General features: G+C 50.5%; 13 protein-coding genes. 7 read left to right on the top strand and 6 right to left on the bottom strand.

Annotation, left to right across the window (positions count from 1 at the left end):
* Positions 1 to 29: 29 nt before the first annotated feature.
* The gene (lpoB, locus tag HER31_RS13640; protein ID WP_168661233.1) at positions 30 to 623 is read left to right on the top strand and encodes a penicillin-binding protein activator LpoB; all 594 of its coding nucleotides are present in this window, start codon (positions 30 to 32) and stop codon (positions 621 to 623) included.
* A gap of 51 nt (positions 624 to 674) precedes the next feature.
* Here lpoB and HER31_RS13635 read toward each other — a convergent pair whose 3' ends face one another.
* The gene (locus tag HER31_RS13635) at positions 675 to 863 is read right to left on the bottom strand and encodes a YheV family putative zinc ribbon protein (RefSeq protein ID WP_168661231.1); all 189 of its coding nucleotides are present in this window, start codon (positions 861 to 863) and stop codon (positions 675 to 677) included.
* A gap of 70 nt (positions 864 to 933) precedes the next feature.
* On the opposite strand from HER31_RS13635, the gene HER31_RS13630 reads away from it, so the two are divergent.
* Positions 934 to 2,820, top strand: coding sequence for an ATP-binding cassette domain-containing protein (locus HER31_RS13630; RefSeq protein ID WP_168661229.1), 1,887 nt, complete (start codon positions 934 to 936; stop codon positions 2,818 to 2,820).
* Positions 2,778 to 3,293, top strand: a complete 516-nt coding sequence (locus tag HER31_RS13625) for a DUF2390 domain-containing protein (RefSeq protein ID WP_168661227.1) — start codon at positions 2,778 to 2,780, stop codon at positions 3,291 to 3,293. The genes HER31_RS13630 and HER31_RS13625 overlap by 43 nt, the downstream gene beginning before the upstream one ends.
* A gap of 40 nt (positions 3,294 to 3,333) precedes the next feature.
* On the opposite strand, the gene HER31_RS13620 is transcribed toward HER31_RS13625, so the two are convergent.
* The gene (locus HER31_RS13620) at positions 3,334 to 4,926 is read right to left on the bottom strand and encodes a GMC family oxidoreductase (protein ID WP_168661225.1); all 1,593 of its coding nucleotides are present in this window, start codon (positions 4,924 to 4,926) and stop codon (positions 3,334 to 3,336) included.
* The gene (locus HER31_RS13615; RefSeq protein ID WP_168661223.1) at positions 4,923 to 5,423 is read right to left on the bottom strand and encodes a twin-arginine translocation signal domain-containing protein; all 501 of its coding nucleotides are present in this window, start codon (positions 5,421 to 5,423) and stop codon (positions 4,923 to 4,925) included. The genes HER31_RS13620 and HER31_RS13615 overlap by 4 nt, the downstream gene beginning before the upstream one ends.
* Positions 5,424 to 5,490: 67 nt before the next feature.
* Here HER31_RS13615 and HER31_RS13610 point away from each other — a divergent pair, with 67 nt between their 5' ends.
* From HER31_RS13610 to crp, 4 genes are all read left to right on the top strand, one after another.
* A complete protein-coding gene (locus tag HER31_RS13610; protein WP_168661221.1) occupies positions 5,491 to 6,462 on the top strand; it encodes a hydrolase in 972 nt (323 codons plus the stop codon).
* A 119-nt stretch (positions 6,463 to 6,581) separates the two neighbouring features.
* On the top strand, positions 6,582 to 6,821 hold the full coding sequence (locus HER31_RS13605; protein WP_168661219.1) for a YheU family protein: 240 nt from the start codon (positions 6,582 to 6,584) through the stop codon (positions 6,819 to 6,821).
* A 36-nt stretch (positions 6,822 to 6,857) separates the two neighbouring features.
* Complete coding sequence (locus HER31_RS13600) at positions 6,858 to 7,766, top strand: phosphoribulokinase (protein ID WP_168661217.1); 909 nt, start codon at positions 6,858 to 6,860, stop codon at positions 7,764 to 7,766.
* A 168-nt stretch (positions 7,767 to 7,934) separates the two neighbouring features.
* On the top strand, positions 7,935 to 8,570 hold the full coding sequence (gene crp / locus HER31_RS13595; protein WP_028115681.1) for a cAMP-activated global transcriptional regulator CRP: 636 nt from the start codon (positions 7,935 to 7,937) through the stop codon (positions 8,568 to 8,570).
* 61 nt (positions 8,571 to 8,631) lie between these two features.
* On the opposite strand, the gene HER31_RS13590 is transcribed toward crp, so the two are convergent.
* From HER31_RS13590 to astA, 3 genes are all read right to left on the bottom strand, one after another.
* Positions 8,632 to 9,429 carry a DUF1338 domain-containing protein gene (locus tag HER31_RS13590; protein WP_168661215.1) on the bottom strand — a complete coding sequence of 266 codons (798 nt, stop codon included), beginning with the start codon at positions 9,427 to 9,429 and terminating at the stop codon, positions 8,632 to 8,634.
* A 68-nt stretch (positions 9,430 to 9,497) separates the two neighbouring features.
* Complete coding sequence (gene astD / locus HER31_RS13585; RefSeq protein ID WP_168661213.1) at positions 9,498 to 10,961, bottom strand: succinylglutamate-semialdehyde dehydrogenase; 1,464 nt, start codon at positions 10,959 to 10,961, stop codon at positions 9,498 to 9,500.
* 15 nt (positions 10,962 to 10,976) lie between these two features.
* On the bottom strand, positions 10,977 to 11,987 hold the full coding sequence (astA, locus tag HER31_RS13580) for an arginine N-succinyltransferase (RefSeq protein ID WP_168661211.1): 1,011 nt from the start codon (positions 11,985 to 11,987) through the stop codon (positions 10,977 to 10,979).
* Positions 11,988 to 11,994 lie beyond the last annotated feature (7 nt).

Raw genomic sequence — 11,994 nt, 5'->3', positions numbered from 1 at the left:
TTAACTAATTTAGCAGAAGGACCCGTCCGATGAGTAAGATGAGATTGATGTTAGGGCTGGCGCTGGCGGTTGCGTTAACTGGCTGTGCCTCAAAAGTGGAATACCGCGACGCAACTGAAGTGGAAACCGTTGATGTCAGCTTTGGGTCCAGCGACCTGCAAGCGGTCGCTAGCAAAATGGTTGATTCAATGTTGACTACTCCGTCAGTGATGATGCTCACCAATGACAGCCGCCCGATTCTGTTTGTTGATCGTGTGACCAATAAAACCTCTGAGCACATCGATACCGAATCCATCACCGATACCATCAGCACGCAGTTGTTGCGCAGCGGTAAGTTCCGCTTTATCGACATGACCAAGGTTGATGCGGTTCGGAAACAGCTGGATTACCAAAACCACTCCGGTTTGGTTGATCCAAGCAAAGCGATTCAATTTGGTCGCCAAGTTGGTGCTCAATACATGTTATACGGCAACCTTTCGAGCATCGTTAAGCAAGATGGCTCAACCAAAGATGTTTACTATAAGATGACCATGCGTTTAATGGATCTCGACTCTGGCCTGATTGAGTGGGCTGATGAGAAACAGCTGCGTAAGCAGAAGTCTAAATCGCTGTTTGGTATGTAACATACTGCAAAAACAAAAGGGGCCGTTGGCCCCTTTTGTTGTTCTAGTGAGTTACTCGGGTTTGAATACCCCGATAACGTCGCCACTGGCTTGCTGCTCTGCAGCTTCGGATCCTTGGTGCTTGCGGTAGCCGCAGCTAACACACTCCATCACCTCAACGCCACTCTCGATAAACAGCATAATACTGTCCTGATCACTGCACTTTGGACAGGTTGCACCAGCAATAAAGCGTTTACGCATGGTAGTACCACTCCCTTGTTGAGCCGAAATCCGCTATTATCCGGCCACTTTTCCCAATTAGATGTTTCCTATGATAACCCTGGATAACGTGCAACTCATCCGTGGCGGTAAGCGATTGCTCGATAACGCCAGTTTGACTGTATTTCCAGGCCACAAAGTGGCCTTAGTTGGCGCCAATGGCGCGGGTAAATCAAGCCTATTTGCCTTGCTTCAGGGTGAATATGGCGTCGATGCCGGTAATTGTCAGTTGCCGAAAGATTGGCGAATGGCGTCAGTGGCACAGGAAACTCCAGGGCTAGATACCAGCGCCATAGATTACGTGCTGGATGGTGACAGCCGTTATCGTCAGCTAGAGCAGGAACTGCACGATGCCCAAGAAGATGGCAACGGTGACCGTATTGGCCATGCCCATGAAGCGTTTGAGGCATACCACGGCTATCAGGTTGGGGCGACAGCAGCAGAGCTGCTTAATGGCCTAGGCTTTGAACAGGAGGCCCAAGGGCGTCCGGTACGTTCATTCTCCGGTGGCTGGCGGATGCGACTTAACTTGGCTCGGGCACTGTTGATCCCATCGGATCTGTTGTTGTTGGATGAGCCGACTAACCACCTCGATTTAGATACCCTTATCTGGCTAGAGCAATGGTTGAAACGCTATCAGGGCACCTTGCTATTGATCAGTCACGATCGCGATTTTCTCGATGAGGTAGTCAATGAGATTGTTCACTTAGATCAACTGCAGCTTAACCATTATCAAGGCAACTACAGTCAGTTTGAACGGCAGCGAGCCGAGCGTTTGGCTCAGCAGCAGGCAGCTTTTGATAAGCAGCAGCGTGAAAAGGCGCACATGCAGAGCTTTGTTGATCGCTTTCGAGCCAAGGCCAGTAAAGCCAAGCAAGCGCAAAGCCGTATTAAGGCGCTGGAGAAGCTAACACTCTCCGCCCCAGGGCACGCGGACTCGGTATTCCATATGGCCTTCCGTCAACCTGCGGCATTGCCATCGCCGTTATTGCAGATGGACAAGGTACAAGGGGGCTACGGTGACCATGTAGTGCTAGAGCAGATTAAGCTCAACTTGGTGCCTGGCAGCCGTATTGGTTTACTGGGTCGTAATGGTGCTGGTAAGTCGACCCTAATTAAGATGCTATCCGGCGACCTAACGCCACAAGCCGGTGAGCTCAAGTTGGCCCAAGGGGTGAAGATTGGTTACTTTGCTCAGCATCAGCTTGAGTTATTGCGCTTGGACGACTCGCCACTGGATCATCTAGTGCGATTGGCTCCAGAAGCGAAAGAACAAGAGTTGCGCAATTTCCTTGGTGGCTATGGCTTCGCTGGTGACCGAGCTCTGGCACCGGTACGGCCATTTTCCGGTGGTGAAAAGGCGCGGCTAGTATTGGCTTTACTGGTGTGGCAAAAGCCAAACCTGCTGTTGCTTGATGAGCCGACTAACCACCTCGATTTAGAGATGCGTCATACACTGACCATGGCGTTGCAGGACTTCGAAGGAGCGTTGGTCGTGGTGTCGCACGATCGTCACTTGTTGCGCGCTACCTGCAGTGATTTTTATCTGGTTGATAGCCGTCGAGTGGATAACTTTAATGGCGATTTAGAGGACTACCATCAATGGCTGCTGCAGCAGCAAGGTGCTGGAACGGCTAAAGAGTCGGCGAGTGTTGCAGTGGTCGATCGCAAAGCAGAGAAACGCCAACAAGCTGAGTTACGCAAGCTGATCTCTCCATTGAAAAAGCGACAAGAGCGCATAGACAAAGGGATGTCTCAAGCACAGACTGAACTGGATGAGATTGAAACCTTATTGGGCGAAAGTGAAATCTATCAAACTGATCAAAAGGATAGGCTCACCGAACTGTTAAAGCGTCGCGGTGATCTGCAAGGTACTCAGGAAGAGTTGGAGATGGAATGGTTAGAGTTGCAGGATCAGATCGAACAGCTGATGGCGTAGAGCCCAGTATCGATCTGCAAGGTTTTGTGGCGTTTGGTGATAGTCAGTGGCATAACAAAACCTTACGAGCTTTGGCGTTGCGCCTACAGGATGAACATCAATTGGAACCCAACCTATTGTTGTTGGCCATCTTTCTTAGCTCGAAGGGGCAATTTGTCGACAGCGATGACTTTAAACAGATCGCTTTAGCGCAGCAGCCGTTTGCAACTGAGGTTCTATCGCCATATCGAGAGCTCCGCCGCTTAGCCAAAAAACATCTTGTTGAAACTGACTATCGGCGGATGCTGGAGGTAGAGCTTATATTGGAGCGTCACAGCCAGAAGTTGATTGTTGGTGCATACAAAGGCATTACGCCCAAGGCAACAGGTAACAACGGAGCCGCCTTGTTAGCCGCCCACCAGTGGTATGAAACGCCATTGCCTGCGGATTTAGCTGAGCAGCTGCAGCTTTGTATAGGCTCAGTCGATTTGTAAGCTCAAGAAAAAGGGTAGCCATTTGGCTACCCTTTTTGCTTTAGGCTTGTTGTGATAGCCGTTGCAGTAGCTTGGTGCAATTGCGCCGCGCTAACCCGTATAGGGTAACTTGTGGGTTAGCGCCCAAGCTGGTTGGCAATACTGAGCCATCAAATATGGATAAGTTCTCAAGCTGGTGGTGTTCGCCGTTAGCATTTACTACCCCAAGCTCCGGACTGGCCCCCATGCCACATCCACCCATGATGTGAGCGCTGGACACTATGGTTTGGTATTTTTGCAGTGTTAATTCGTTAAAGGCCAGCTCAGCTTCCTCCACGCTATTAACCCAAACTAACGGATCATGTGCCAGTGCTACCCGTTTAGCGCCTGCAGCAAATTGCAGTTTAGCCATGTGAATCGCGCTGTGTCGTGCGCTTTTCCAGAACAGCTCATTAAGCGGATAATCGAGCAGTGGGTCGCCAAATTTATCGAGTTCAACTGTCCCCCCAGGACTGTTTGGTCCGAAGCCGTCTCGGAGCAGGGCAATCGTCATCTGTAGGTGCTGGAATGATTGCATTAACTCGGCATGTTGCTCCCCCAGCAGCGGCAACTTGGTTGCTAACAAAATAGGATGCAGTGGTGCCGCTTCCATTTTATAACCTAAGCGCTGCTCATCTTCTGTCGGCCATAAAAATTGGTCACTGTAGATCGATTGTGGTGCGCCACTGTGGGCCGCGATGGTACGGTCAAACTCACTGATGTTGATTAGCACCGGGTGAAGAAAAGTTCGCCTACCGATAAGTTGATGTGGATCTGGCACCTTGGAGCGCAGCAGTAGTGCCGGGCTATGCAGAGCGCCGCCACAGAGCACAAAGTGCTTGGCGCTGATCGAGATGTTGATATCACGCCGTTGATGGTTGGTGTCGCGGGTACGACAGAGTATAACGGTGACCTTATTGTCGCTGTGCTGTAGTTGCCATGCCTCGGTATAGCTCAGTAGAGTTGCGCCGGCGTTGAGAGCGGCGGGCACAGTAGTGACCAACATCGATTGTTTAGCATTGATGGGGCAGCCCATGCCGCAGTAACCCAAATTGGCACAGCCGTTAACATTGCGTTCGATCACGGTGTGATCCCAACCAAGCTGTTGGCAGCCCTGTGCCAATACATCATTGGATTGATTGGGACTCATTTGCCATTGATGGATATTTAATGCTTTATCGGTTTGCTCAAACCAGGGGTCTAGTTCTTGGCGGGTAAGTTCAGTTAAGCCAAAATGCTGTTGCCAGTGGGTGAGTGTTGGCTCTGGGGTGCGAATTGAGGTGGTCCAGTTGACCGTGGTTGAGCCGCCAACACAGCGCCCCTGTAGCATCGCAATAGCACCATCTTTAGTCTTCATTGCGGCAGACTGCTGATACAGATCTGGGTAGGCGATCTTTTCCTGCATCTTAAAGTCCGATGAGGATTTTAGCGGCCCCGCTTCAATGATGATTACCTTAAAGCCGGCTTCTGCCAAGATCTGTGCACTGGTACCGCCACCGGCACCGCTGCCTATCACTACCACATCGGCTTGCAGTTGTAGGTCTGCGGCCAGTTGGGCGCCATTTATGTGTTGCCATCCCGCCGCTAGGCCAAGTTTAATTGGATCACTTATCATGACGACGATCCCATTGACGGCGCTTGGTAATTAAACTCGCTCCAATGGGATGGGTCACCCCAGTAAGCGGCAAAAATTGGTTCTTTTAAACCGACATAAGCTAACTTGATGGTATCTAGGAAGTGGTGCCGCCATTGGTTGAGTATCTGTGTTAGTTGTTGCGGTTGTCGCTGCGCCAATGGCACGGTCGAACCGGTTAATGCTAGCAGCGCGACGCGGTTATCTAACAACCCCAGCAGTTCGTCTAGTTGCGCCCGGGTATTGGGCGGCAACGTCTGGATGGTTTGGCTGATAGCCTCGACTAACCGTGGGGCCAACTGTTGCAGTTGTTGTGGCGATTGGGTACCGGCCAAAACCACCGGAACCAAGGCCTGAATAATCCAACTTTGCTGATCGGTAAGGGTCGAGTTTGGCGCTGCCGTTGGCACCACCGAGATCCCAACGGTCACGGCGGCCACTCCAGCGAGCGAACCATATAGGAATGTACGTCTATCCATGACGGCACCTTGGTGTTGTCCAAAAATTGACTTACAGTGGTACCATTTTTCAAACGGCTGTTTCAATATGGATCTAGTGAATGAATTTTATCCGAACCGGTTTTGGCGTAACCCCCATCTGCAAACTATCTGGCCGTTAGTTTGCCGACCTCGCCGTGCCCCAAGGCTTACACGGCAACGCCTCGAGTTGGCGGATGGTGATTTTTTAGATTTAGATTGGCTCATCCGACCAGAACAGCAGCAACCTATTTTGTTGTTAATACATGGTTTAGAGGGCAACGCTGACTCTCATTACATCCGCCGCATGCTGTTGCAGGCACAGCACGTTGGCCAAGCTGTCGTGGTGATGCACCAACGCTCCTGTTCCGGTGAAATGAACCGATTGCTGCGCAGTTATCACAGTGGTGCCAGTGATGATATTGCTGCCGTAGTGGCGACGTTACAACAACATTATCCGCAATCGCCACTATGGGCTGTTGGTTACTCTTTGGGCGGTAATCAATTGGCGAAGTACCTAGGCGAAACCGCTACTAGCAGTGGCCTTGAGCGAGCGGCGGTGGTTTCAGCACCGCTTGAGTTGGCAGCTTGCGCTAAAAGAATGGAAGCGGGTTTTTCGCGGATTTATCAACGTCGACTGTTGAAGCAGATGCAGCAAAAAACCGAACAAAAACTGGCGATGTTTCCCCAATTTACGTTGCCGCAACCGGTAACCAGCCTTAACACTTTTTATCAATTTGACGATGTCGTTACTGCCCCAACAAACGGTTTTGACGATGCGCCTGATTACTATCGTCGTGCGAGCGGCAAACCTTACATCGCACAGATTGAAACGCCGACTCTGTTGTTGCACGCCTTGGATGATCCGTTTATGACCGAGGCTGTGGTGCCAGAGCAGATCGCCCCAGCGGTAACGATGGAGTTGCATCCCTACGGCGGGCATGTTGGCTTCATTGCTGGCGGTTGGCCATGGGCACCTAAGTTCTATCTTGAACAGCGACTATTTGATTTTTTTAATAACAATGCCGTTCAGCCTAACTAAACTTAGCGTTCGTTTTTAGCCTTTGAGCAGTATCGGTTCGCCATCGACTCGGGTTTTTGCTAGCGCTTTGGTAGTAGGAAAGCGACAATAGTGCTTTGTTTTAAGTAGTGAAATAGGCCATGTTGATCGACTACGCGACGTTAGTGTCAGCCATAGATGCGGATACCATCGACAATTTGCTGCGCGAGTTTCTGTTAACGCAGGTAAGTGACGAAGGTTTTGAACAGACCGATGCTGAAGGTTTGAGTCGTGCCATTACTGCTGCTCGAAGTGCACTAGCGCGGGCTGAGTTGGTAGTTGAGTTTAGTGAGGAAGATGAAAGCATAACGGTGCGGCGAGCAGAAGATATCGCTCGTTAAGATTGAATTTACGGATGCGACTACGACAGAGGGATTATGTCAGCTAAACACCCAATTATTGCGGTGACCGGCTCTTCAGGAGCTGGTACCACAACTACTACGACTGCGTTCAAACATATCTTTCGCCAGCTGAGTATTAATGCCTCATTAGTCGAAGGCGATAGCTTTCATCGCTATACCCGTGTGGAAATGGAAGTGGCTATTCGTAAAGCTAAAGAGGAGCGGCGGGCGATCAGCTACTTCGGTCCAGAGGCCAATGACTTTCAATCGTTGGAAGCGTTCTTCAAACAATATGGTGAAGACGGGCAAGGACAACTTCGACGCTATCTACACACCTTTGACGAAGCAGTCCCATTCAATCAAATGCCAGGCACTTTCACTCCTTATCAACCCTTGCCAGATGACAGCGAGCTGCTTTATTACGAGGGGTTGCATGGTGCCGTCGTTACTGAACAGTGCGATGTGGCCAGTCATGCTGACCTGTTGATAGGGATGGTACCTATCGTCAACCTTGAGTGGATTCAAAAAATTGTTCGTGACACCAATGAACGCGGCCATAGCCGTGCAAAGGTGATGGACTCAATTGTACGTTCTATGGATGACTACATCGAACATATGACACCGCAGTTTTCCCGAACCCACATTAATTTCCAACGAGTACCGACGGTAGACACCTCTAATCCATTTTCGGCTAAAGCGATTCCTAGCTTGGATGAGAGCTTTGTGGTTATCCGCTTCCGTGGAGTAAAAGATGTTAATTTTACGTATTACCTACAGATGATCAGTGGTAGTTTTATGTCGCGCGTGGATACGTTAGTTGTGCCGGGCGGGAAGATGGCATTAGCGATGGAACTGATCCTCACACCACTGATCCGTAAGCTTAAAGAGACAAGGCAGCAATGTTTATTGGCTGGCCAAGCAACCAATATCCAGCCCAAGGAGTAATAGTGGCCAACACGTAGGTCACATTACTGCAAGATATGACAGAATAGGCCAAACTTTGATAAAAATTTGAACAGGTTCAAAGTGTCATTCGCTTTACCGTATTAACATTTGCCTGTAGAATTTTTTGAATTATGTTTCAACCGACTCGAACCGAAAGGAATATTTATTATGGCGCTTATTGGTAAGCCGAAGCCAGATCCAACACTGGAATGGTTCCTGTCTCACTGCCACATCCACAAGTACCCAGCAAAGAGCACATTGATCCATGCTGGTGAAGAATCGGATACGCTGTACTACATCGTAAAGGGTTCGGTAGCAGTACTGATCAAGGATGAAGAAGGCAAGGAGATGATTCTTTCCTACCTTAACCAAGGTGATTTCATTGGCGAACTGGGCTTGTTTGAAGAGCAACCAGAACGTACCGCATGGGTACGTGCTAAGTCACCTTGTGAAATTGCTGAAATCTCTTACAAGAAATTCCGTCAGTTGATCCAGGTTAACCCTGACATCCTGATGAAGCTTTCTTCACAGATGGCTAACCGTCTGCAGTCTACTTCCCAAAAAGTAGGCGATTTGGCATTCTTGGATGTAGCTGGCCGTATCGCTCAAACGCTGCTGAGCTTGGCTCGCCAGCCGGATGCGATGACTCACCCAGATGGCATGCAGATTAAGATCACTCGTCAAGAGATTGGTCAGATTGTTGGCTGTTCCCGCGAAACTGTGGGCCGCATCTTGAAGATGCTGGAAGAGCAGAACCTGATCCAAGCCCATGGTAAAACCATCGTGGTATACGGCACTCGTTAAGCGATTGCCGCATAACAAAAAAGCACCTTAGGGTGCTTTTTTTGTGCCTACCGTTTACTGCTTAACGAGCGTCGGTTGATTCGAAAATCTTATCTGCAGAAGCCGCGACAAAACCACTGTAGAGGTTGCCATCAGCCATTGGGTAGCGCTGAGCAAACTCATAGAAACAGGCTGGGATCTGTAATACGCCATCGACAAAATTCACATTGATCTTATCCGCTAGGGTCGAGGACTGCTCTAATAGCACCTGCGGCGATCCTTTGATCTCCCCTCCTGCTTGATTAAGAGGGAAGCCCGCTTGCTTTAGCGCGGTGTTTACGTCGCCCAGGTGGGAGAATTGAGGTAACTGGTTAACATTCACTGTGAAATGATTGGCACGATAACCAAAAGCGGCTAGCCAAGCGGCGTATTCACTCTCTTGCTGCAACGCTTGGTAGGTCGCGGTGGAAACTTGCCATTGCTGACCGCTGTAGAGGAAGTCTTTATCTGCGACGGCATCGACCTTGAGCTGGGCTACCAATGATTTAGCCACTTGTTGTAATGAATCACTGCACTGTTCTAGCAGCAACTCTGAGATAAACACTTTTGGAGCTGTCGGCGACGGGTGCTCGAAGTGACGCGCAAACAACTTCTTCTGTTTGAATGCGTACTCACCCTTGGCTTCATACCCCAAGGCGATGAAGTGCTGAGCCAGCTTATCAAGACCTACCTCGGGTAGATTGAAGGTACGAAAGGCAACATGGTCATTGATGATCTCACCGTCATGTTCAAGCAACTGGTGAATTTTGTCGGCACTCGGGCATTGAACGATATAGTCCTGCCACATGGCGTCAAATAACGAGGCTATGGTGTGGGGCATATGATAGCTCCTATTCCTTGTAACTATCGTTGAAAAAGGCTGCCAGAGGCAGCCTTATATAGAGAGGTTTAGTCGATGGTTAAGCCCGGCGATAGCGACGCGGGGAAGCTCACCTGATCGGACTCCATTGAGGCCACAGGATAAGCACAATAATCAGCAGCATAGTAGGCTGAAGCACGATGATTACCACTGGCACCAATGCCACCAAATGGTGCTGAACCGGCGGCTCCAGTGATTTGCTTATTCCAGTTGACGATGCCGGCACGGCTGCGCGGTAAGAAATAATCCCACTCGGCGCGGTCGTCTGCCAGCAATCCCGCAGACAGGCCGTAACGGGTGTTGTTGGCCATGGCGATGGCGTCATCAAAGGCGTCGTAACGAATCAACTGCAGCAATGGCCCGAAGTACTCTTCGTCTGGTAACTCGGCAATGGCAGTAACATCAACGATACCTGGACGGACCAAACCGGTATCAGGTTTTAACTGAGTTAGTGCGGTGAGAATGGTGCCACCAAGACTAACCAGTTGTGCCTGTGCAGCCACCATCTGTTGAGCTGCTTGAGCTGAGATCATGCTGCTGATAAATGGGGCTGGGGTCGCGTCTTGCTGAGCTACATGGATCGCTTCGGTTGCGGTAATTAAACGGGCTACGATCTCATCACCTTGCGTTGTGCGTGGCACATAGAGGCGACGAGCACAGGTACAGCGTTGGCCAGAAGAGATAAATGCCGACTGAATGATGTCATGAACGGCCCCGCGCACATCACTTACTTCACGAACGATGAGTGGGTTATTGCCCCCCATTTCCAACGCTAAGATCTTACCAGGTTGGCCGCCGTGTTGTTGATGCAGTAAATGACCAGTGCGAGAGCTACCGGTAAAGAACAAGCCATCGATGCCGTTGTGGCTAGCCAGTGCCTTACCGGTTTCCAATTCACCTTGGACTAGGTTGATAACACCATCAGGTAAGCCCGCTTGTTGCCATAGTTTTAGCGCTTTTTCAGAAACCGCAGGAGTTAATTCTGACGGCTTTAACACCACGGTGTTACCGGCGATAAGGGCAGGGACTATGTGGCCATTAGGCAGGTGGCCAGGGAAGTTATATGGACCAAACACCGCAACTACACCGTGGGGTTTGTGACGCAATACGGCGCGACCGGCAGGGGTATCGCTCTCTTTTACACCGGTACGCTCGTTGTAAGCGTTAATTGACAGGCCAACCTTGCCAATCATTGCAGCAGCTTCAGTGCGGGTTTCCCATAGCGGCTTGCCGGTTTCGTTGGCAATCAATTCTGCCATCGACTCTTTGTTTTGTTCGAGTAATGCTTTGAATCGTTCAATGACAGCCAGACGGGCGCCTAGACCCGCGAGGTACCAGTCCAACTGAGCAGCGCGAGCGGCAGCAACCGCATTATCGACCTGTGCGGCATTAGCGCTGTTGCCTTGCCACACCACCAAGTTGTTGGCGGGGTTGAGCGATTGAAATAGGGGGCCTTGGCCGTCAAGCCATTCGCCGTTAATAAAATGAGTCATGGGTAATTTCCTTATCTACAGCGGTAACAGCCAAATTGGATCGCCACAGTTTATCTGTAGGGCGTCCAGTACTTGCTGGCTGAGCCCTACACCATGTGACTCAGTAAGTTGGGCAGCAGCACGGACGACGCGATAGTTGTTGATGCGACCATTGGACACGATGTAATCGCCGCTAAGTTCAGCCTCCTCCGCGGTATGGCAGTGGCGTGGCTCTGACAGCTGCACCGAACGGATCTGTTGGCGTTGACATTCAACAGTTGGGCCAGCATCGAATATGTCGACGTAATTGCGAAAGGTGAAGCCTTCATGCTTCAGCAATGATAACGCTGGCGCGGTATTGGTATGTACCTTGCCGACTACTTGCTGCGCCGCTTCACTGAGCAGATTGACGTACACTGGATGGCGCGGCATCAACTCAGCGACGAAGCTCTTCTCGCCGATGCCAGTAAGGTAATCGGCAGTTGGAAAGTCGATGCCAAAGAAGTGTTGTTCAAGCCACTGCCAGAACGGTGACTCGCCATGCTCATCACTGACACCGCGCATCTCAGCAATCACCGTGTCGCTAAAGCGTTCCGGAAATGCTGCCATCATCAAAAAGCGGCTACGAGAGAGAAAGCGACCAATGTTGCTGTGACGATGCTCTTCGCGCAAAAATAGGGTACACAGCTCACTAGCACCGGTGTAGTCGTTGCAAAGGGTGAGCGTCTCGACCTCGCGACGGATGTTGAGCTTGTCGGAGACATGAACATCCTTGCCAAGCCGATAGTGGTAAAACGCATCATCGTGGCCTACGGCTGCGGCGATGGCGCAGGTACCGACGACTTTGCCATCGTCTTCCAACACCATCAGGTAGCTTTCGCCACCGGGTTGAGTAATGGTATTGGCAAAACTGTTAACCGAGACCTCGATCTTTTTGCGTAGCAAAGATTCATCGACCGGTAACGAGGTGAAGCCGTGCCCAGAGGCGACGGCGATCGCCATCAGCTCTGGGTAATCTTCATTTTGTATTGGGCGGATCACTAGCATGTTGAGG

This window comes from Ferrimonas lipolytica (assembly GCF_012295575.1).
Taxonomy (GTDB): Bacteria; Pseudomonadota; Gammaproteobacteria; order Enterobacterales; family Shewanellaceae; genus Ferrimonas; species Ferrimonas lipolytica.
Note: the sequence above shows the minus strand (reverse complement) of the source record. Positions and strands in the feature narration are given on the sequence as shown.

What these genes read in the sequence shown, in the direction of transcription:
- lpoB (WP_168661233.1), top strand. Translation starts at nt 30, where the DNA reads ATGAGTAAGATGAGATTGATGTTAGGGCTGGCGCTGGCGGTTGCGTTA.
- HER31_RS13635 (WP_168661231.1), bottom strand. Translation starts at nt 863, where the DNA reads ATGCGTAAACGCTTTATTGCTGGTGCAACCTGTCCAAAGTGCAGTGAT.
- HER31_RS13630 (WP_168661229.1), top strand. Translation starts at nt 934, where the DNA reads ATGATAACCCTGGATAACGTGCAACTCATCCGTGGCGGTAAGCGATTG.
- HER31_RS13625 (WP_168661227.1), top strand. Translation starts at nt 2,778, where the DNA reads ATGGTTAGAGTTGCAGGATCAGATCGAACAGCTGATGGCGTAGAGCCC.
- HER31_RS13620 (WP_168661225.1), bottom strand. Translation starts at nt 4,926, where the DNA reads ATGATAAGTGATCCAATTAAACTTGGCCTAGCGGCGGGATGGCAACAC.
- HER31_RS13615 (WP_168661223.1), bottom strand. Translation starts at nt 5,423, where the DNA reads ATGGATAGACGTACATTCCTATATGGTTCGCTCGCTGGAGTGGCCGCC.
- HER31_RS13610 (WP_168661221.1), top strand. Translation starts at nt 5,491, where the DNA reads ATGGATCTAGTGAATGAATTTTATCCGAACCGGTTTTGGCGTAACCCC.
- HER31_RS13605 (WP_168661219.1), top strand. Translation starts at nt 6,582, where the DNA reads ATGTTGATCGACTACGCGACGTTAGTGTCAGCCATAGATGCGGATACC.
- HER31_RS13600 (WP_168661217.1), top strand. Translation starts at nt 6,858, where the DNA reads ATGTCAGCTAAACACCCAATTATTGCGGTGACCGGCTCTTCAGGAGCT.
- crp (WP_028115681.1), top strand. Translation starts at nt 7,935, where the DNA reads ATGGCGCTTATTGGTAAGCCGAAGCCAGATCCAACACTGGAATGGTTC.
- HER31_RS13590 (WP_168661215.1), bottom strand. Translation starts at nt 9,429, where the DNA reads ATGCCCCACACCATAGCCTCGTTATTTGACGCCATGTGGCAGGACTAT.
- astD (WP_168661213.1), bottom strand. Translation starts at nt 10,961, where the DNA reads ATGACTCATTTTATTAACGGCGAATGGCTTGACGGCCAAGGCCCCCTA.
- astA (WP_168661211.1), bottom strand. Translation starts at nt 11,987, where the DNA reads ATGCTAGTGATCCGCCCAATACAAAATGAAGATTACCCAGAGCTGATG.